Source organism: Rhodococcus sp. NPDC060086 (genome assembly GCF_042730275.1).
Lineage (GTDB): Bacteria > Actinomycetota > Actinomycetes > Mycobacteriales > Mycobacteriaceae > Rhodococcus.
The window spans coordinates 30124-50108 of the sequence record NZ_JBHWWZ010000035.1; the positions used below are offsets into that span (position 1 = coordinate 30124).

Sequence of the window (19985 nt, forward strand, 5' to 3'; positions counted from 1 at the left end):
CGGTTTCACCGACGTCACATCGCCGGAAGGGGCTCGAAGCGAATGAGCGGCCACTCCAAATGGGCCACCACCAAGCACAAGAAGGCGGCCATCGACGCCAAGCGCGGCAAGATGTTCGCGAAACTCATCAAGAACATCGAGGTGGCAGCTCGTACCGGCGGTGGTGACCCTGGCGGGAATCCGACCCTGTTCGACGCCATCCAGAAGGCGAAGAAGAGCTCGGTACCGAACGACAACATCGAACGCGCCCGCAAGCGCGGCGGCGGCGAAGAAGACGGCGGCGCCGACTGGCAGAACATCACGTATGAGGGCTACGGACCCAACGGTGTCGCATTGCTCATCGAGTGCCTGACCGACAACCGCAATCGTGCTGCGGGCGAGGTTCGTACCGCGATGACACGCAACGGCGGCAACATGGCGGATCCGGGCTCGGTGGCCTACCTGTTCACCCGCAAGGGCGTCGTCACCCTCGAAAAGAACGGTCACAGCGAGGACGACCTCCTCGAGATAGTCCTCGATGCGGGTGCCGAAGAGATCAACGACCTCGGAGAGTCCTTCGAGATCGTGTCGGAACCGACAGATCTCGTTGCAGTCCGTACCGCGCTGATCGATGCGGGAATCGACTACGACGCGGCCGATCCCGACTTCCGTGCCTCGGTGGAGGTACCCGTCGATGCAGAGGGCGCACGGAAGGTCATGAAGCTCATCGATGCGCTCGAAGACTGCGACGATGTGCAGGACGTGTACTCCAACGTCGATATCCCCGACGAGGTTCTCGCCGAACTCGACGCGTGATCCACCGCTGTGCCGCCGGACTCGACGGTCGGTGGCACAGCAGGTCGGTCGCACAGCAGGTCGGGGAGGCGGCGCGTGTCGTTCGGGCAGTGGTCCCGGGTCTTCCGCTAGGCTCTCGAACAACTGTTCGTAGCGGGTGAAGGGTGTGGCAGTTGCGTGTAATGGGTGTCGACCCCGGGCTAACACGATGCGGGTTCGGGATGGTCGACACGGGCCGGGGCCGGGTCGTGGTGCCCGTCGCCGTCGACGTGATCCGCACGCCCGCCGACCTCGATCTGGCGAAGCGGCTGTTGCAGATATCCGATGCCGCCGAAGACTGGCTCGACCGCTACAAGCCGGATGTCGTGGCAGTCGAGCGGGTCTTCTCGCAGAACAACGTCAGTACCGCGATGGGCACTGCGCAAGCCGGGGGAGTGGTCGCACTCTCCGCCGCACGTCGTGGCATTCCTGTCATGTTCCACACCCCCAGTCAGGTCAAATCCGCGGTCACCGGCAACGGCAGTGCCGACAAGAAGCAGATGACCGCGATGGTGACCCGCATCCTCGGACTCGACACCCCGCCGAAACCGGCCGACGCTGCCGACGCATTGGCCCTTGCCATCTGTCACTGTTGGCGGGCGCCGATGTTGGCGCGGATGGCAGCGGCGGAAGCTGTGGCGGAAGAACAGAAGCGACGGTACGAGCAACGGCTGCGCGACCAGGTCGCGGCCCGGAAGGCAGGGACACGGTGATCGCCTCGGTGCGCGGAGAGGTCCTCGAGATTGCACTCGACCACGTCGTCGTCGAATCCGGGGGTATCGGCTACCGCGTCAACGCGACACCGACCACTCTTGCGACGTTGCGTCGCGGCAACGAAACGCGCCTCGTGACGGCGATGATCGTTCGAGAGGACTCGATGACCCTGTACGGGTTCGCCGAGCCGGAGGCACGCGATCTCTTCGGACTGCTGCAGACCGTGTCCGGAGTGGGGCCGCGTCTGGCGATGGCGACACTCGCAGTCCTCGAGCCCACTGCGCTGCGCGCGGCGCTCGCTGAGGGGAACACCGCGGCGCTCACCCGCGTTCCCGGAATCGGCAAACGCGGAGCCGAGCGCATGATCGTCGAGTTGCGCGACAAGGTTGCCGCGTACGGCGTCGGCGAGGAGCCGCCCGCACTGTCCGCGGTGCCCTCGCCGGTCGGCGAGCAGGTCGTCGAAGCGCTTGTCGGACTCGGTTTCCCGCTCAAACAGGCGGAGCAGTCGGCCGACGCGGTGTTGAAGGCGGATCCTGCTGCCGATACGTCCACCGCGTTGCGTGCTGCCCTGTCGGCGTTGGGTAAGTCGCGATGACCGACGACGAGCCGGCAGATCCCTTCGCCGAGGAGTTCGGCGACGAGTCGCCGGTGACGGCGGAATACACCTCGTCCGACGGCGAGATCGAAACGAGCTTGCGTCCGAAGAGCCTCGACGACTTCATCGGACAACCCAGGGTGCGAGAACAACTGCAACTGGTGTTGCGCGGCGCCAAGATGCGCGGCGGTACGCCCGACCACATCCTTCTGTCCGGTCCACCGGGGCTGGGGAAGACGTCGATGGCGATGATCATCGCCGGGGAACTGGGGTCGTCGCTCCGGTTGACGTCCGGACCGGCTCTCGAACGTGCCGGCGACCTCGCCGCGATGCTGTCGAACCTCGTCGAAGGGGACGTTCTCTTCATCGACGAGATCCATCGGATCGCGCGACCGGCGGAGGAGATGCTCTACCTCGCGATGGAGGACTTCCGTGTCGATGTCGTCGTCGGCAAGGGCCCGGGCGCGACCTCGATCCCGCTCGAGGTCGCCCCGTTCACGTTGGTCGGCGCGACCACCCGCTCCGGTGCCCTGACCGGCCCCCTGCGCGACCGGTTCGGTTTCACCGCGCACATGGATTTCTACGACCCGCCGGAACTCCAGCGGATTCTGCAGCGGTCGGCCCGCCTCCTCGGTATCGAATTGCACACGGATGCGAGCACGGAGATCGCCGGTCGTTCTCGCGGAACTCCGCGTATCGCGAATCGTCTGCTTCGGCGGGTCCGCGACTACGCGGAGGTTCGCGCCGACGGCATCGTCACCCGTGCGATCGCGCAGGCCGCCCTCGAGGTGTACGACGTCGATCCGATCGGGCTCGATCGGCTCGACCGTGCCGTGCTGGGAGCGCTCGTGCGTAGCTTCGGCGGCGGACCGGTGGGTGTGTCGACGCTCGCGGTTGCCGTCGGCGAGGAACCCGCCACCGTGGAGGAGGTCTGCGAGCCGTTTCTCGTGCGTGCGGGCATGGTGGCGCGCACCCCGAGAGGACGCGTCGCGACGCAGGCGGCGTGGGTGCAGCTGGGTTTGACGCCACCTCCGGACGCGGCCGCCGGCGGTATCGAGGTGCGTGCTCGCGAGCCGCAGATCGACGCGTATGCCGAGGAGTGAACGGGTCCGATCGCGGCGAACCGGACGGCGGGCCATACCTTCCCGTCCGGGGTAGTGGCACACTGGTCTACTGCGTCGGTCCACGGAGGCCGACAGAGCGTTGCTGTGGTGGATACCACCGCGACACCGGTTACGAACCCGAGGACTGACTTCAACGATGGAATTGCTCTTCCCGCTCCTGATTCTCGCCCTGCTGGTGCCCACCTTCCTGGGTGTGCGGCGCCAGAAGAAGGAGATGCAGAAGGTCACTGCGCTTCAGGACTCGCTGCGCGTCGGCGACCGTGTCGCGACCACTGCGGGGCTGCACGCCACTGTGGCAGCCCTGCGCGACGACACCGTCGATCTCGAGATCGCACCGGGTGTCGTCACAGTGTGGTCGCGCTTGGTCATCCGTGAGCGCATCGAGGAGACGTCTGCGGCCGACGATCTCGACGCGATTTCGCTGCGCAAGGACGACAACGCCACATCACCCGAGACGGGTACGACCGAGCACTGAGGCGTACGCTCGGCCGACCCGCCGGCGCCGCCGGTGCTGCAGGGCTGGACACAGTCGACACCGCGGTAGCCGGTGTCGATCTGTCACGTCACGTCCTGCGCGGCCGCTTTCACCGACCCACTCACTCGTATCGAGGAGACTGACAGACCGTGGCACCTTCCAATGGATCGGTGCATCCCGCGCGCGCACTCGCCCTGTTCGGGGTGATTCTCGTCGCGTTGTATGCACTGGTCTTCTTCACCGGGGACAAGTCGCCGACTCCGAAACTCGGCATCGATCTGCAAGGCGGCACACGGGTGACGCTGACAGCGCGTACACCCGATGGGAGCACCCCGAGCCGGGACAGCCTCGAACAGGCTCAGCAGATCATCGAGACCCGCGTCAACGGTCTCGGCGTGTCGGGTTCCGAAGTGGTCGTCGACGGCGACAATCTGGTGATCACGGTGCCCGGTGACGACAGTGCGCAGGCCAAGACGCTCGGCCAGACTGCTCGTCTGTACATCCGGCCGGTGGTCGGGGGCCCGATCGACAGTTCCCTCACTGCGGATCAGCTGACCGAACAGGCGCCACCGGAGGGAACCGACCCGGCAGCACCGGAGGGAACCGATCCGGCGGCACCTGTCGAGCCGGAGACTGCGGAGCAGCCCGCGGGCGATGTCCCCGAACCGCAGGGCAGGCCGTTCCCCGCGCAAGATCCCACTGATGTTCCCGTCGAACCCGGAGACGGGACCGCTGCGCCGACGGATGAGCCCGCCCCGGCACCGGAGGACGCCGAGCCGCTCACACAGCAGGAGCAGGATGCGGCCGACATCGCTGCGGCGAAGGCGACCCGACAGAGCGAGGACCCGATGGTGCAGCAGGAGGCTGCCCTGGCACTCGACTGTTCGGCCACCGACCCGCTGGCGGGTAACGACGACCCGACGCTCCCGCTGGTGGCCTGCTCGACCGACGGCACTGCGATCTACCTGCTCGGGCCGAGCATCATCGACGGGCAGCAGATCGACGACGCGACCTCCGGATTCAACAGCCAGCAGTCGCGTTACGAGGTGAGCCTGACGTTCGACAACGAGGGGAGCACCACGTGGGCGCAGTACACCGCCGCGAACATCGGTTCGCAGGCCGCGTTCGTCCTCGACTCGAAGGTCGTGAGCGCCCCGGTCATCCAGGGAGCCACACCCGCGGGTAGTGCCACCTCGATCACGGGTCAGTTCACCAATGTCCAGGCCACCGAGTTGGCGAACACCCTCAAATACGGTTCGCTTCCGTTGTCGTTCGTTGCTTCCGAGGCACAGACGGTCTCGGCGACCTTGGGCTTCGCCTCGCTTGAAGCAGGCCTGATCGCCGGCGCAGTCGGGCTGGCCCTGGTGCTGGTCTTCTGCCTCGTGTACTACCGCATGCTGGGTCTGCTCACCGCATTGTCGTTGGTGCTCGCAGGTCTGGCCGTCTACGCCATCATGGTGCTCCTCGGCCGGTACATCGGGTACACCCTCGACCTCGCTGGTATCGCAGGTCTGATCATCGGCATCGGTATGACCGCAGACTCGTTCGTGGTGTTCTTCGAACGAATCAAGGACGAGATCCGCGAGGGTCGCAGTTTCCGGTCGGCTGTGCCTCGTGGTTGGGCCCGTGCCCGCCGCACCATCCTCTCGGGTAACGCGGTCAGCTTCATATCCGCTGCGGTGTTGTACGTCCTGGCGGTGGGACAGGTCCGCGGGTTCGCCTTCACTCTGGGCCTGACCACGATTCTCGACGTCGTGGTGGTGTTCTTGGTGACCTGGCCGCTCGTCCATCTCGCGTCCAGGTCGAAGACGTGGTCCAAGCCGAGCATGAACGGTCTCGGCGCGATTCAAGAGGTGGCGCGTGAGCGTCAGCTCGCTGCGGCTTCGGCGAAGGAGGCGTGACCATGACCGACACGACGACAACGGCATCGACCGTCTCGCGGAAGGGCAGGCTGTCCGGCCTGTACACCGGTACAGGCGCCTTCGAGATCATCGGTAATCGCAAGCGCTACTACATCATCACCGCTGTCATCGTGGCCATCGCCATGTTGAGCATGCTTGTGCGTGGCTTCACGTTGGGCATCGATTTCGAGGGCGGTACCCGGATCCAGATGCCTGCGGTGGAAGGCGCGACCACCACCGAGGTCGAATCGGTGTTCAGCGATGCCATCGGGTTCGAGCCGGAATCGGTGCAGACCGTCGGCGCGGGTGCCGGCGCCACCTTCCAGATCCGGACGGAAACTCTCGATCTCGGTCAGATCGAGGCGGTGCAGACGGCGCTGTTCGAAGAGTTCCAGCCGGTGGGATCCGATGGAGAGCCCTCGCGCAACGCGATCAGTGTGGCCGACGTCAGCTCGACCTGGGGCGGGCAGATCACCCAGAAGGCGCTCATTGCGTTGCTGGTGTTCCTGGTGATCGTCAGCGTCTACATCGGGGTGCGGTACGAGCGCGACATGGCGATCGCCGCGATCGCGGCGATGTTCTTCGACATCGGCGTCACCGCGGGCATCTACTCGCTGGTCGGGTTCGAGGTGACACCCGCGACCGTCATCGGTCTGCTCACCATCCTCGGGTTCTCGCTGTACGACACCGTGGTGGTGTTCGACAAGGTCGAGGAGAACACCCGCGGAATCATGCATCTGCATCGGCGTACCTATGCGGAGCAGACCAACCTCGCGGTCAACCAGACACTGATGCGGTCGATCAACACCACGGTCATCTCGGTGCTCCCGGTGATCGCGCTCATGGTCATCGCCGTGTGGATGCTCGGTGTCGGAACCCTCAAGGATCTGGCTCTCGTGCAGTTGGTGGGCATCGTGGTCGGTGCCTATTCGTCGGTGTTCTTCGCGAGCCCGCTTCTCGTTACGCTCAAGGAATGGCGCGGTCCGATCGCGAAGCACACCCGAAAGGTACTTGCGAAGCGGGAAGAGGCGGCCACGCGTGCGGAGAGCCGCGCCGGCGACCTCGCGCCGGCGGGTGCCGACGCTTCGGCTGCGCCGACCGTGGGCTTCGCCGCGCAGCGGCCTGCAGCCGCACCGCAGCGGACCCCGCAACCAGGTATCCGCCCGACCGGAAAGCGTGCCAAGAGAAGGTCCTGATATGGCTGCGAGTGAACGCAACGAGCGACCCCACACCCGACGCAGCCGACTGTCCAGGCGGGCGGTCGCGGTCGGCGTGGCACTTGCCGCGGCTGCCGTGACCACCGTGGCGTGCGGCACGGAAGAAGAGCCGTTGCCGTCGATCGGATACATGATCGACAACACGGTGACCTCGTACAACGCAAACACGGTGGACGGCGCTGCCTCCGGGGCCAGGCAGGCGCTGGCCCGGGTGCTGCCCGGCTTCGGATACGTGGGTCCTTCGGGCCGTGTCGTCGCGGATACCGATATCGGTACCGCGACGGCGGTCCCCGGCGAGCAGCTCACCGTCCAGTACCGGTTGTCTCCGGACAGCGTCTATTCCGACGGTGTACCGATGTCGTGTGACGACCTCGTGCTCACCTGGGCCGCGGCGAGTGGCCGTTTCAGTGCGCCCGACGACTCGGGTGCCGACTCCAACATCTTCGATGCAGCGCGGCGCGGCGGATATGCCGATATCGAGCGTATCGACTGTGCCCCGGGTTCCAAGGACGCCACCGTCGTGTTCCGTCCCGGTAGGGGTGATACCGACTGGAAGGCTCTGTTCGGCGCGACCGAGTTGATGCCCTCGCACGTCGCAACGCGGGTGTCCGGGGTCACCGACCTGGTCGGCGTGCTGAGCGGAGGCGATGTCGAAGCGGTTCGGCCGATCGCCGAATTCTGGAACACCGGATGGACGTTGACACCGGGTGCTCTGGATCCGAGCCTGCTGCCGTCGTCCGGGCCGTATCGGATCGAGTCCTACACCGCAGAGGACGGTCTCGTGCTCGTGGCGAACGAGCGGTGGTGGGGTAATCCGCCGGGGACCGACCGGATCGTCGTGTGGCCGCGCGGGACCGCAGCACAGACCGCGGCCGAAGAGGGGCAGGTGCAGGTCGTCGACAGCGCGGACGGAGCGCTCGGACACACCGCAGCTCTCGGGGAAGATGTCGAGACCACGACCGGGGTCTCGCGCAACCTCGAGCAACTCGTCCTGGCGACGAGCGGTGTTTTCGAGAACCCCTCGGCGCGCCGGGCCCTTGCGTCGTGCGTACCCCGCCAGCAACTGTTCGACGAACTCGGAGCCGCGACCGAGGACGAGCGTTCGGGTCCGATCGGATCGCGGTTGCTTCCGCCGGACTCACCGTTGTATCCGCTCGTGATCGGCCCTTCCGAGCGGTTCGGCAGTGTGGATCTCGACGCGGCGCGCGCCGAGCGTGAACGGTCGGGCCAGGACCGGTTCGAGGTGCGGATCGGATATACGACTCCGGACATGCGTCGGGCACGCACCGTCGAACTGATTGCGCAGTCGTGCCGTGATGCCGGGATCGATGTCGTCGACGCGGGGTCCGAGTCGTTCGTCCCGTCACAACTGGGTGCGGGCGAGGTCGATGCTGTTCTCAGTGGGACCGCCGGAGTCTCCGGCGCAGGTGGCCGGGCGGACATGGAGGATGCGCGCGGCGCGTTGAGTTCACGTGCGGGAAGCAACGTCGGCGGTTATGCGAACGGGCGGATCGATGAGATCCTCGACGGTCTGCTCGTGGCCGGCGACAATGCGACGGTGCTCGGCCTGGTGGAGGAAGGGGAGCGGATCCTGTGGGACGAACTTCCCACGTTGCCTCTGTTCCTGCAGCCGCGCATCGTCGGGTTCGCCCCGAACATGCACGCTGCAGTCGGCAATCCGACGACCGCTGGTGCGGGGTGGAACATGGATCGGTGGATACTGACCGGGTGAACGTTTTACGCACTGCCGATCCTGACCTGGTCCGAGAGGCCGCTGCCGCGGTGACGGCCCACACGCGCTGGGTCGACGATTTTCCGAGCCCGGGTGTTCGCTTCGCCGATCTCACGCCGGTATTCGCCCACGGCCCGTCGTACGCGGCGGTCGTTGCGGCGTTGGCTTCGGCCGCTCCGGATGCCGAGCTCGTCGCGGGCATCGACGCTCGCGGATTCCTGCTCGGCGGAGGAATGGCGCGCGAGCTCGGTGTGGGGGTGCTTGCGGTGCGCAAAGCAGGCAAGCTTCCGCCGCCGGTGCAGAAGTGCGAGTACACACTCGAGTACGGGACGGCCGCCATAGAGATCCCCGACGGGTCGCCGTCGCTGCGGGGGCGCCGAGTGCTCGTGGTCGACGACGTGCTCGCCACCGGCGGCACACTCGGCGCAACCCTCGAATTGCTCGAGCGGGTCGGGGCGGAGATCGTCGGGGTCACGGTGGTGACCGAGCTCGAGGCTCTCGGTGGGCGCGCACGCCTGGAAAGCCACCCACTGACGTCGCTCGTGCGTCTCTGAGGATTACAGTTGGCGGAAAGCCGGTGTACCGGAGCCAGCGATGGGAGGAGTGGGGATGACCCAGAATCTTGACAAGCCCCAGAGCTCTGGTGCGGGACCGGTACCGACACCTGCGTCGACGTCGGCGTCGCGGCGGGTGCGGGCGAGGCTCGCGCGCCGGATCACCGGGCAGCGCGGCACCACCGTCAAACCGGTGCTCGAGCCGCTGGTGACGATTCACCGGGAGCTGTATCCCAAGGCGGATCTGTCGCAGCTGCAGCGCGCCTATGACGTCGCGGAGGAACGGCACGCGAGTCAGCGGCGCAAGTCCGGCGATCCGTACATCACCCATCCACTGGCGGTCGCGACGATCCTCGCCGAACTCGGCATGGACACCACGACCCTGATCGCTGCGTTGCTGCACGACACCGTAGAGGACACCGGATACTCCCTCGAACAGCTCACCTCGGAGTTCGGTGACGAGGTCGCGCACCTCGTCGACGGTGTCACCAAGCTCGACAAGGTGGTGCTCGGCAACGCCGCGGAGGCCGAGACCATCCGCAAGATGATCATCGCGATGGCTCGTGATCCGCGGGTGCTGGTGATCAAGGTCGCAGACCGGTTGCACAACATGCGCACGATGCGGTTCCTGCCGCCCGAGAAGCAGGCCCGCAAAGCCCGCGAAACGCTCGAGGTCATCGCGCCGCTCGCGCACCGGCTCGGCATGGCGACCGTCAAGTGGGAACTCGAGGACCTCTCGTTCGCGATCCTGCATCCGAAGAAGTACGAGGAGATCGTGCGACTGGTCGCGAACCGTGCCCCGTCCCGCGACACGTACCTCGCCAAGGTTCGCGACGAGATCGGGTCGTCGCTCGCCGGGTCCCGGATCGACGCGACCGTCGAGGGTCGCCCCAAGCACTACTGGTCGATCTACCAGAAGATGATCGTCAAGGGTCGCGACTTCGACGACATCCACGACCTGGTGGGCATGCGAATCCTGTGCAACGAGGTACGCGACTGTTACGCCGCCGTCGGTGTGGTGCATTCGCTGTGGCAGCCGATGGCGGGACGGTTCAAGGATTACATCGCGCAACCGCGATACGGGGTGTACCAGTCGCTGCACACCACGGTCATCGGTCCCGAAGGCAAGCCGCTGGAGGTGCAGATCCGGACCCGCGACATGCACCGCACCGCCGAGTTCGGCATCGCTGCGCACTGGCGGTACAAGGAGACCAAGGGGCGGCACTCGGGCGATGTCGCCGAGGTCGACGACATGGCGTGGATGCGTCAACTCCTCGACTGGCAGCGTGAAGCTGCCGACCCGGGCGAGTTCCTCGAATCGTTGCGCTACGACCTTGCGGTCAAGGAGATCTTCGTGTTCACCCCGAAGGGGGAGGTGATCACGTTGCCGTCGGGTTCGACGCCCGTTGACTTCGCGTATGCGGTACACACCGAGGTCGGGCATCGATGTATCGGTGCGCGGGTCAACGGGAGGCTCGTCGCTCTCGAACGCAGACTCGAGAACGGCGAGGTAGTCGAGGTGTTCACCTCGAAGGACCCGAATGCCGGACCGACCCGTGACTGGCAGGCTTTCGTCGTCTCGCCCCGCGCGAAGGCGAAGATCCGTCAGTGGTTCGCGAAGGAACGCCGCGAGGAAGCGCTCGAGGCGGGCAAGGATGCCATCGCGAAGGAGGTCCGCCGCGTCGGGCTGCCACTGCAGCGGCTCATGAACGCCGACCTGATGGTTGCCGTTGCCAAGGAGCTGCACTACGCCGATGTATCGGCGCTCTATACCGCGGTCGGTGAGCACCACGTGTCGGCGCATCACGCGGTGCAGCGGCTCGTGGCGTTGCTCGGTGGTGTCGGTGGAGTCGAGGAAGAACTCGCCGAACGGTCCACACCGTCCACAATTCCCACCCGGTCGCGGCAGAGCGGCGACTCGGGCATCCTCGTACCGGGTGCGCCGGGCACGGTCTCGAAGCTGGCGAAGTGCTGCACCCCGGTCCCGGGCGACGAGATCATGGGATTCGTGACGCGAACCGGATCGGTGAGTGTGCACCGCACGGACTGCACCAATGCGGGTTCGCTGCGCGAGCAGTCCGAGCGGATCATCGAGGTCGAGTGGGCGCCGTCGCCGTCGTCGGTGTTCCTCGTCGCGATCCAGATCGAGGCGCTCGACCGGCACCGATTGCTCTCCGATGTGACGAAGGCGTTGGCCGACGAGAAGGTCAACATCCTGTCTGCATCCGTCACCACCACCGGCGACCGGGTCGCGGTGAGCCGCTTCACCTTCGAGATGGGCGACCCGAAGCATCTCGGTCACGTGCTGAACGTGGTCCGTAATGTGGAGGGCGTGTACGACGTCTACCGTGTGACGTCGGCGTCCTGATCCTCGGCGTGTGTCGCGCGACGGTGCGTGTCAGCCGACCGCGGTGATCGTCACGGGAGTGTTCGGCGCGCCGCCGCCCAGCACCGAGCTGTCGTCGTGACCCGCTGCGGCCGCGGCATCGAGAAGTGCCAATGAGTCGTCGGTGATGCGACCGAAGGCCGTGTAGTCGGGGCGCAGCAGCGTGTCGCCGGTGACGAGGAAGAACTGGCTCCCGTTGGTGTCGGCCCTGCCGCTGTCTGCGACGGCTACGGTCCCGCGCGGGTACGCGATGATATTCGTGAGGCGTCCTGTCACGGTCTGCTCTGCCAACTGCGGTACTGGGTATTCGTCCGGATAGGTGAAGCCGGGGCCACCGGTGCCTGTCCCCGTCGGATCGCCGCACTGGTAGTACTGCGCACCGACTTCGTCGGACAGCCGGTGGCATGAGGTACCGGTATAGAAGCCCTGTTGCGCGAGGCTGACGAAACTGTTGACGGCGCAGGGGGCGCGGCCGCGGTCGAGGACCAGATCGATGCGGCCGATCGATGTTTCGAGGCCGACTTCCACGGTGCCGGTTGTCGATGCGGACGTCGGGGGTACGGTCACGGCCCGTGCGGCCGGTTCCGTCGGTGTGTACGAACAAGTGACAGTGGCAGTGTCGAGCGGGAGCACCTCGGGGAGGCGGGAGTATTGCGCCACGTATTCGTTCGTCACCGCGTGACTGGGCGCCTGAGATGTGGTGGTGGCAGGTGGCGGAGCTGCTGCCTCGCCGCCCGAACAGCCGGCCGTCAGCGCCGCACCGAGGAGCACGCCTGCGACGGCCGCGCCGCGCAATCCGAATGAGCCGGTCGATGTAGTGGAGATCACAGAGTCGGGAGCGTAGCCGAGATAATCACGATTCGGCAGAGGTGTTGTCACTTTTCGGAAGAATATGACCCCGGAGAGCTGTACTCGACTCGCGGACGAGTCGACGATCGATGACGTGAAGAAGGGTGCTCCACGCCGTGATGGCGAGGAGCACCCTGTGCGTTCCGAACTCTCGTCTACGACGAGACGGTCACCGATTCGATCTGAACCGGAAGGTTCGGGGCTCCGCCACCGGCAGGCATCGAACCGTCATCGCCTGCTGCGGCGATCTCCTCGACGACTGCGAGACCGGCCTCGTCGACGGTGCCGAACACCGTGTACATCGGAGGCAGTTGCGAGTCTTCGTAGACCAGGAAGAATTGGCTTCCGTTGCTGCCGGGTTGTCCGGTGTTGGCCATCGCGATCGTGCCGCGCGGGTAGACGACCGGCTGTCGCAGCTGCGGGTCACCCTGCTCGTAGACGTTCTCCGGATATTCGGTGTCGAAGCCGTATCCCGGGCCACCGGTGCCGGTGCCCGTCGGGTCGCCGCACTGCAGCACCTGCAGCCCCGGCGACGTCACGAGCCGGTGGCAGGGGGTGTCGTCGAAATAGCCCTGCTCTGCGAGCGAGACGAAACTGTTCACCGTGCACGGTGCGGATGCCCGGTCGAGCAACAATCCGATGGACCCGGCGCTTGTCGTCATCGCGACCTCGGCGATGCCGGTTGCGGACACGTCCGCGTCGGACGGCGGCGCTACATCCACGGCGGCACTGCCGTCCGGCGCGTAGGTACACGAGACGGGGTCCCCGTCCGTGGGACGCTCGGGCAAGGCGCCCAGTGCAGGCGGCTGCTCGGCTTCGGAACTGATCGATGTAGTCGTCGTGGTGTCGCTCGCAGAGTCGTCGGCACAGCCGGCCAACAGCAGGGCCAGGCCTGCGCCGGCGGCAACGGTGGTGCGCAATCGGATCATCAGTCCATCCTCACACTCGTGAGAGTTGTTTCGAGTGCCGGGGCGCCGTCCTGGCCGCCACCGGCAACTCCGTCCGCCGCGATCTTGTCGAGCGTCGCAAGCCCGGTCTCGTCGATCTCACCGAAGACCGTGTACTGCGGAGGCAGGACGGAATCGCCGTACACCAGGAAGAACTGGCTGCCGTTCGTTCCCGGGCCTGCATTCGCCATCGCGAGAGCGCCGCGCTTGTAGGTCATCGGTTCCTGCGAGGCCGGATCGTCGGCGGCGAACTGATCGGTGGGGAACTCGTTCGCGAACTGGTATCCGGGCCCACCGGACCCCGTTCCCGTCGGGTCACCGCACTGCAGTACCTCCAATGTGGGGGCCGTCGTCAGTCGGTGGCAGGTGGTGGCGTCGAAATAGCTCTGCGCCGCGAGGGACAGGAAGCTGTTGACCGTGCACGGCGAATCGTCGTTGTGCAGGATCAGCCCGATGTTGCCCTGCGACGTCTCGACGCTGACGCTGATGTCGGTGTTGGCGTCACCGGAGGTGAGGATTCCGTCGGTGCGCGGCGGCTCCACCGGCTTCGACGGTTCGCGGCCGTCGGCCGGATACTCGCAGCTCACCGACTCGGCGAGAGGTTCAGCGCGGCCCGCGGGCACCGCCGGGTACTCGGGCTCCGTGGTGTCGGTGCCTGCGGCGTCGGTCGCTGTGTCCTCGGAGTCCCCGTTCATCGACCACAGGACGGCGGCCGCGCCGACCACCACCACGACCCCGAGTGCCGATAATCCGATGGTCAGACGACGCCGTTGACGCTCGCGGTCTGCGCGGCGTTCGAGCTGACGCTCGAGTTTGCGTTTCGCGGCCTGGCGCCGCTGTGCATTGCTCGGCACTGCAGTTGTCCTCCCGTGAACCGATCGTTGTGCTGGTGCCCGCGTTCAGGCCGAGTCGAGTTTGCCACCCCAACCTGAGAACGGGTCGTCAGGGCGCAGCGCCTAGGCTGTACGAGACCACGAATGCCCACACCGTAGGAGCGATGCTCGTGCTCGTTACCGGATTTCCCGCGGGGATGTTCCAGACGAATTGCTACATCCTTGCGCAGGACAACGCGAAAGAGTGCGTCGTCGTCGACCCAGGCCAGGACGCCGCGGAGCCTCTGATCGAGTTTCTCACCGGCTCCGACATGACGCCGCGGGCCGTGTTGCTCACGCACGGTCACCTCGACCACGTCTGGTCCGCTCAGGCCGTCGCCGATCGGTTCTCGATTCCCACCTACATCCATCCGGACGATCGCCACATGCTCAGTGATCCCGGTGTCGGATTGGGATCGAGCCTCGCTTCGATGCTCGAAGGAACCACGTTCACCGAGCCGCACGAAGTGATCGAACTCGCCGACGGCGACAAGATCGCGCATGCGGGCATCGAGTTCGTCGTCGATCACACACCCGGCCACACCCAGGGCTCCGTCGTGTTGCGCACTCGCACCACGAACCCGGACGGCACCGAGTTCGAGGTCGCACTGACAGGCGACACGCTGTTCCAGGGATCGATCGGTCGTTCCGACCTTCCCGGTGGAAACCACGAACAGCTGCTCGCGTCGATCGCCGAGAAGTTGCTCGTGCTCGATGACACCACCGCGATCCTGCCCGGGCACGGCGGCTCCAGCACCATCGGGCAGGAGCGGGCCTCCAACCCGTTCCTGGTCGGTCTCACCGGCTCCCGCTGACAGCGGCTCTGCCCGTATCACGAACCTTCCGACGAAAGAAAGCAGCGACAGTGAGCAAGGCCTCCACGTTCTCGGCTCCCAAGGGTGTGCCCGATTACGTTCCCCCTCAGTCCGCCGAGTTCGTGGCGGTCCGCGACGGTCTGACCCGAGCCGCGCGCATGGCGGGATACGGGCACATCGAGCTGCCGATCTTCGAGGACACCGGACTGTTCGCGCGTGGCGTCGGCGAGTCGACCGACGTCGTGTCCAAGGAGATGTACACCTTCGCCGATCGCGGTGACCGATCGGTGACGTTACGACCGGAGGGCACCGCCGGTGTCATGCGTGCGGTGATCGAGCACGGCCTCGACCGCGGGCAGCTGCCGGTCAAGGTGTCGTACTCGGGTCCGTTCTTCCGCTACGAGCGCCCCCAAGCGGGGCGCTATCGGCAGTTGCAGCAGGTCGGCGTCGAAGCCATCGGCATCGACGATCCGGCTCTCGACGCAGAGGTCATCGCCATCGCGGATGCGGGCTTCCGTGGCCTGGGGCTCGAGGGTTTTCGTCTCGAGCTCACCTCGCTGGGCGACGACACCTGCCGGCCACAGTATCGGGAACGGTTGCAGGAGTTCTTGTTCGGGCTTGCTCTCGACGAGGAGACGCGTCGTCGTGCGGAGATCAATCCGCTGCGCGTGCTCGACGACAAGCGTCCCGAGGTTCGGGAGATGACCGCCGATGCACCGCTGATGCTCGACCATCTGTCCGACACTGCGCAGGCGCACTTCGACGAGGTCCGCGCACACCTCGACGCGCTCGGTGTGCCGTACGTGGTCAACCCCCGCATGGTGCGCGGTCTCGACTACTACACGAAGACCACGTTCGAGTTCGTGCACGACGGACTCGGCGCTCAGTCCGGCATCGGCGGTGGCGGCCGGTACGACGGACTCATGGAACAGCTGGGCGGACAACCGTTGTCCGGAATCGGATTCGGGCTCGGTGTCGATCGCACAATTCTCGCGCTCGCCGCGGAGGGCAGGACGGCGGCCACTCCTGCCCGGTGCGAGGTGTACGGAATTCCGATGGGCGACGCGGCGAAGGCGGCATTGGTGCCGATCGCGCATCGCGTGCGGGCCGCGGGGATCCGTGTCGACCTCGCCTACGGTGGTCGCGGGCTCAAGGGAGCGATGAAGGCGGCCGACAAGTCGGGAGCCGTCCTCGCTCTGGTCCTCGGCGACCGGGAACTCGAAGCGGGGGAGATCGTCGTCAAGGATCTCCGCAACGGCGAACAGGAAACGGTGCCGCTCGCCGACGTCGTTGCACGCGTGGGTGAGGCCGTTGACCGCGCCTGACGGCAGGAAAGGGGCGCGGCCGGACCCGGTGGCACTCGATCTGATTCCGGCGCAGCTGCTGGCGCCGCGTGCCCGGAAGCTCGCGACACTGGCGGTTCTCGCGGGTGCGCTCGTCGGCGCGGTCGTGTGGCTCGTCGCACCGTGGTGGGTCGCGATCCTCGTTGCGGCCGTTGTCGGATTACCGCCTGCACTCGGCGTGTTCGCTGCGACGAAGCGTCATATCCGGCTCGACGGAACAGTGATCACGGCAAGTGGATTGTTCCGATCTCGCAGTGTCGAACTCGAGCATCTGGCAGGGGTCGAACTTCTCGTGCGTACGGCCCGGGTGTCGCAGGTCATCGCCCGGGTCAACGATGGAAGCCACGGGCTGATCATGATCCCGCTCGCGTTGTACAGCGGTGAAGGTGGCCGCGAGCTGGACATCCTCGCGCTACGGAAGCTGGCAGACGCCTTCGCCTCGAGTGAACTTGCTTCCGCGGCCGCGATCTCCTCGGTGCTGGTCGAACAACTGCGGGCGGAAGCGCGCGGTGCCGGCTTGGGTGAACGCCCCTTGTATCGCGCGGTCGAATTGGCGCGTACCGCGGGGCGGGTGCCGCAGACGACATTGACGGATCATGAGGTGGCATCGCTCGTCGAGTAAGACCGTCCGGATCCTCTCGAGATCCGGACGGTCCTACTCCGAGTGGTGGTAGCGACCGGTCTGGTCGCCGACGAAAGCCGATCACCACTCGTCGTCGACGGCTCCGATCACTGCGGGAGTCACGAACGGAAGCTCGCCGACCACTTCGGTGCTCGTCCCGGAGGTGACGAGGATGCCCTGACTGCGGCGGTGTTCGGTGTCGTCGCCACGGTTCGCTGCGGCCATCGGTGCGCCACCGAGGACAGGCCCTCGAGCGGCATGTGCTCCCGCGGCACCGGCCGCGCTCGTACCGCTGGAGGTCGGAGCCATGGGGAAGGGTGCGCCGGCCGGCGACATCGCTGTCGCTCCGGAATTCGCCGGGCCGTAGCTGCCGACCGCGCTGCTGAATCCGGCCCCCATGCCCCCGGCGCCCATGCCTGCGCCGCCGACACCCGACGTGACCGAGGTCGCCATAGTAGCGGCCGCGCCGGTGGGAGCGGTGGAGGTGGGGACGGTCGAGGCGGGCTCGCCGGTCGCACCGGAGAAGACCTCACCGATTTTCGGCACTGCGCCCGTGGCTGCGCTCGCAATCCCGCTCGGATCGAGAGGCATCGAGGTCAACGCCGGTGGCGGTACCGGGATCGGGGGAGTCAACGCATTCATCGCCACGGTATGGCCGGTGAGTTCTCCACGAGTGCGTGCAACGACCGCGAGTGCAGAACTGACGTGCTCGACCGCGGAGGCGATCAGCGCCGCCTGACCGGGCGGAGTCATCGCCACCGGCGCGGTCGCCACAGCGGACGCGATGAAAGACTGTGCGATGCCGGTCAGCTCGATGTTCCCGCGCTCCACGGTGGCGGTGGCCGCGCGGGTCACCTGACCGATGAGGTCGCCGCGCTCACTCAACTCGTACGAGGCGAGCTGCGCTCTGGTCGAGTGATCGGCGGCCGTATCGGCAGCCGTGCCCTCCCACGAATCAGGCAGGGCGGCAAGGGCAGATCGACCGATCGAGGCAGCCCCGTCGAGCAGGCGTGATCCCTGGTGCAGGATGGTCGAAGGGTCGAGCGCCTCGCAGATGCCGGTGCCGAACATGTTTCCGAGTTCGACGATCGGTCGGAGCAGTTCGTCGATCTCGGGCAGTGTGGGAACCGGAATCGACTGCAGCAGTTCAGCAATCGAATCCGGTCCGGGTGCTACCGGCGCCGCGAAGATGGGTAGCTCCGGTGCCGGCGGAAGAGGCATATCGAGTACGGGTGCCACCGGCGACGCACGCAGGGCGTCGAGCACGGTCGGGGAGACCTCGGGCGCCTGGATCGGCGCGACGGTGTTCACACCGAGCTCCCGCCGGAACTGGCGAGCGCAATGGACGTCGCGGCGTCGGTTCCGTCGTATGCGGCAGCGGCCTCATGGGCGGCAACGCCATTGGATGCGTACGCGAGTGTCAATTGCCCTACCGCGCGCGTGTGCTCGCTCTGCGCAGCCACGAAGGCGGCGAGAAAATCGGCCCCGATCAACCCCATGGCCGGACTCAGTGACGCCACATTTGCCCCAAGATCCATCGATCCGGCCTGTGCAACATGTTCTGCTGCTTGAATATTGGTACTTCCGTACAGTCGGACGCCGTCGGGAACCACCCGGATTCCGGCACCGGGAATCAAACCGCTCATCGAACCCCCCTCGATATCAACGTGAGGAGCACTTTAGCTCGAGGCGTCGGGCGGTGCGACCGGGCCTTGGTCGCCGGATGAGTTGCGGGGGTGGTCGAACATCGATTCGGTGGTGCGGTTGACAGTTTATCGTACATGTGTTCGACTCTGAGTATGCGGTGGACGACACAGGCGGTGGACGCTGACGACGGTGCACTGCCCGGGTTCGAGCGCTCCGACCTCGTACGTCGTGTGCAGACACTCGAATTCGACGGAATCACCTTCCACGACGTGTTGTGCAAGAGTGCGCTGAACAAGACTCCCGAGGCATCACGCCTTCGAGACCAATGTCGCAGCCGTTCTGCGTCGAGAACTCGCCCGCAAGTCCTGGAAGCACGAACACGTGGCGCTCGGCACCGACACCGACCCGTACCAGCGCGCCGAAGGCAGGTACCGGTTGATGCCGGGCGTCATCGGTGCGCTCGCGGAATCAGGCACACCGTTCTCGATTCTGAACGAAGTGAACGCTGCGGGGTGTCAACTGTTCGCCATATCGAGTAAGTTTGCGTTATTTGATGTAGTTTTGTGTATGTGAGGTTGAAGGAGTGGGCTGCCGGTCAGGGGGTTTCGTACCGGACCGCGTTGAACTGGTTTCATGCTGGGACGTTGCCTGTGTCTGCTCGTCAGCTTCCGACCGGGACGATCCTGGTCGCCCCTCCTGTCGCTGCGACGGATGGTGCGGCGGTGGCGTATTGCAGGGTGTCGTCGTCGGATCAGCGGGCGGATCTGGAACGGCAGGCGGGTCGGGTGGCCGAGCGGTGCGGTGAGCGCGGGATCGTGCTCTCGGCGACGGTGACCGAGCTTGGTTCCGGGCTCAACGCTCATCGCCCGAAACTGCGGAAGCTGCTGGCGGATCCGTCGGTGACGACGATCGTGGTTGAGCACCGTGACAGGTTGGCCCGGTTCGGTGTCGAGCATCTCGAGGCTGCGCTGTCGGCATCCGGCCGCCGCATCGTGGTCCTCGACGACGCCGAGATCAACGATGATCTGGTCGCGGACATGGTCGAGGTGTTGACGTCGATGTGCGCTCGGCTGTACGGCCGCCGCTCCGCGCGGCGCCGCGCCGAGGCGGGCATCCGGGCCGCTGCGGGTGAGGCGACCGGATGAGGTCGGTGATCCAGGCCTACCGATTCGCGCTCGATCCCACCATCGGGCAGGAGCAACAGCTCCGGTCGCATTGCGGTGCGCAGCGTTTCGCGTTCAACTGGGGCCTGGCGCGGGTGAAGGCGAACCTCGACCAGCGCGGCGCGGAGCGTTCCTACGGCATCGCCGACCCGGATCTGACACCGAGCGTGAGCTGGTCCGCCTACAACCTTCGCAAGGACTGGAACCAGGCCAAAG

20 protein-coding genes and 1 pseudogene are annotated in these 19985 nt (G+C 66.2%); 16 read left to right on the forward strand and 5 right to left on the reverse strand.

The genetic code is table 11. The annotated features are described in order from the left end of the window. Positions 1–42: 42 nt before the first annotated feature. From ACFWB0_RS18200 to ACFWB0_RS18245, 10 genes are all read left to right on the forward strand, one after another. Positions 43–795, forward strand: a complete 753-nt coding sequence (locus ACFWB0_RS18200; protein ID WP_378491861.1) for a YebC/PmpR family DNA-binding transcriptional regulator — start codon at positions 43–45, stop codon at positions 793–795. Positions 796–947: 152 nt separating this feature from the next. After that, positions 948–1526 (forward strand): crossover junction endodeoxyribonuclease RuvC, encoded by a 579-nt coding sequence (ruvC, locus tag ACFWB0_RS18205; protein WP_378491862.1) that lies wholly within the window; start codon positions 948–950, stop codon positions 1524–1526. Next, positions 1523–2122 carry a Holliday junction branch migration protein RuvA gene (gene ruvA / locus ACFWB0_RS18210; protein ID WP_378491863.1) on the forward strand — a complete coding sequence of 200 codons (600 nt, stop codon included), beginning with the start codon at positions 1523–1525 and terminating at the stop codon, positions 2120–2122. Before ruvC ends, ruvA begins: the two co-directional genes overlap by 4 nt. Beyond that, positions 2119–3225: a Holliday junction branch migration DNA helicase RuvB gene (gene ruvB, locus ACFWB0_RS18215; RefSeq protein ID WP_378491864.1), complete on the forward strand. Its 1107-nt coding sequence runs from the start codon at positions 2119–2121 to the stop codon at positions 3223–3225. The genes ruvA and ruvB overlap by 4 nt, the downstream gene beginning before the upstream one ends. Positions 3226–3382: 157 nt before the next feature. Beyond that, positions 3383–3721 (forward strand): preprotein translocase subunit YajC, encoded by a 339-nt coding sequence (gene yajC, locus ACFWB0_RS18220; RefSeq protein ID WP_378491865.1) that lies wholly within the window; start codon positions 3383–3385, stop codon positions 3719–3721. Positions 3722–3870: 149 nt separating this feature from the next. Continuing rightward, positions 3871–5622: a protein translocase subunit SecD gene (secD, locus tag ACFWB0_RS18225; RefSeq protein WP_378491866.1), complete on the forward strand. Its 1752-nt coding sequence runs from the start codon at positions 3871–3873 to the stop codon at positions 5620–5622. 2 nt (positions 5623–5624) lie between these two features. After that, positions 5625–6818 (forward strand): protein translocase subunit SecF, encoded by a 1194-nt coding sequence (gene secF / locus ACFWB0_RS18230; RefSeq protein WP_378491867.1) that lies wholly within the window; start codon positions 5625–5627, stop codon positions 6816–6818. A 1-nt stretch (position 6819) separates the two neighbouring features. Continuing rightward, a complete protein-coding gene (locus tag ACFWB0_RS18235) occupies positions 6820–8571 on the forward strand; it encodes an ABC transporter substrate-binding protein (RefSeq protein WP_378491868.1) in 1752 nt (583 codons plus the stop codon). Next, positions 8568–9125, forward strand: coding sequence for an adenine phosphoribosyltransferase (locus ACFWB0_RS18240; protein ID WP_378491869.1), 558 nt, complete (start codon positions 8568–8570; stop codon positions 9123–9125). The genes ACFWB0_RS18235 and ACFWB0_RS18240 overlap by 4 nt, the downstream gene beginning before the upstream one ends. A 40-nt stretch (positions 9126–9165) precedes the next feature. After that, positions 9166–11493 (forward strand): RelA/SpoT family protein, encoded by a 2328-nt coding sequence (locus ACFWB0_RS18245; protein WP_378491870.1) that lies wholly within the window; start codon positions 9166–9168, stop codon positions 11491–11493. Positions 11494–11523: 30 nt separating this feature from the next. On the opposite strand, the gene ACFWB0_RS18250 is transcribed toward ACFWB0_RS18245, so the two are convergent. The 3 genes from ACFWB0_RS18250 to ACFWB0_RS18260 form a co-directional block, all read right to left on the reverse strand. Next, on the reverse strand, positions 11524–12390 hold the full coding sequence (locus tag ACFWB0_RS18250; RefSeq protein ID WP_378491871.1) for a peptidylprolyl isomerase: 867 nt from the start codon (positions 12388–12390) through the stop codon (positions 11524–11526). A gap of 125 nt (positions 12391–12515) precedes the next feature. Beyond that, on the reverse strand, positions 12516–13289 hold the full coding sequence (locus tag ACFWB0_RS18255; RefSeq protein WP_378491872.1) for a peptidylprolyl isomerase: 774 nt from the start codon (positions 13287–13289) through the stop codon (positions 12516–12518). Next, a complete protein-coding gene (locus ACFWB0_RS18260) occupies positions 13289–14161 on the reverse strand; it encodes a peptidylprolyl isomerase (RefSeq protein ID WP_378491873.1) in 873 nt (290 codons plus the stop codon). Before ACFWB0_RS18260 ends, ACFWB0_RS18255 begins: the two co-directional genes overlap by 1 nt. A gap of 149 nt (positions 14162–14310) precedes the next feature. Here ACFWB0_RS18260 and ACFWB0_RS18265 point away from each other — a divergent pair, with 149 nt between their 5' ends. The 3 genes from ACFWB0_RS18265 to ACFWB0_RS18275 are packed head-to-tail and all read left to right on the forward strand — an operon-like array spanning position 14311 to position 16959. Further along, positions 14311–14994, forward strand: a complete 684-nt coding sequence (locus ACFWB0_RS18265; RefSeq protein ID WP_378491882.1) for an MBL fold metallo-hydrolase — start codon at positions 14311–14313, stop codon at positions 14992–14994. Between the two features lie 50 nt (positions 14995–15044). Next, positions 15045–16319 carry a histidine--tRNA ligase gene (gene hisS, locus ACFWB0_RS18270; protein WP_378491874.1) on the forward strand — a complete coding sequence of 425 codons (1275 nt, stop codon included), beginning with the start codon at positions 15045–15047 and terminating at the stop codon, positions 16317–16319. Positions 16320–16347: 28 nt separating this feature from the next. Then, the gene (locus ACFWB0_RS18275) at positions 16348–16959 is read left to right on the forward strand and encodes a hypothetical protein (RefSeq protein WP_378491875.1); all 612 of its coding nucleotides are present in this window, start codon (positions 16348–16350) and stop codon (positions 16957–16959) included. A gap of 81 nt (positions 16960–17040) precedes the next feature. On the opposite strand, the gene ACFWB0_RS18280 is transcribed toward ACFWB0_RS18275, so the two are convergent. Both ACFWB0_RS18280 and ACFWB0_RS18285 read right to left on the reverse strand, forming a co-directional pair. Next, positions 17041–18270 (reverse strand): hypothetical protein, encoded by a 1230-nt coding sequence (locus ACFWB0_RS18280; RefSeq protein WP_378491876.1) that lies wholly within the window; start codon positions 18268–18270, stop codon positions 17041–17043. Then, positions 18267–18605, reverse strand: coding sequence for a type VII secretion target (locus ACFWB0_RS18285; RefSeq protein ID WP_378491877.1), 339 nt, complete (start codon positions 18603–18605; stop codon positions 18267–18269). The genes ACFWB0_RS18280 and ACFWB0_RS18285 overlap by 4 nt, the downstream gene beginning before the upstream one ends. A gap of 153 nt (positions 18606–18758) precedes the next feature. Here ACFWB0_RS18285 and ACFWB0_RS18290 point away from each other — a divergent pair. The 3 genes and pseudogenes from ACFWB0_RS18290 to ACFWB0_RS18300 form a co-directional block, all read left to right on the forward strand. Further along, positions 18759–19104, forward strand: a pseudogene (locus ACFWB0_RS18290) (radical SAM protein); the annotation flags it as partial. Between the two features lie 71 nt (positions 19105–19175). Beyond that, positions 19176–19751: an IS607 family transposase gene (locus tag ACFWB0_RS18295; protein WP_378491878.1), complete on the forward strand. Its 576-nt coding sequence runs from the start codon at positions 19176–19178 to the stop codon at positions 19749–19751. Next, positions 19748–19985, forward strand: a 238-nt coding sequence (locus tag ACFWB0_RS18300) for a helix-turn-helix domain-containing protein (RefSeq protein WP_378491879.1), incomplete at its 3' end; no start/stop codon positions are given. The genes ACFWB0_RS18295 and ACFWB0_RS18300, both read left to right, overlap by 4 nt.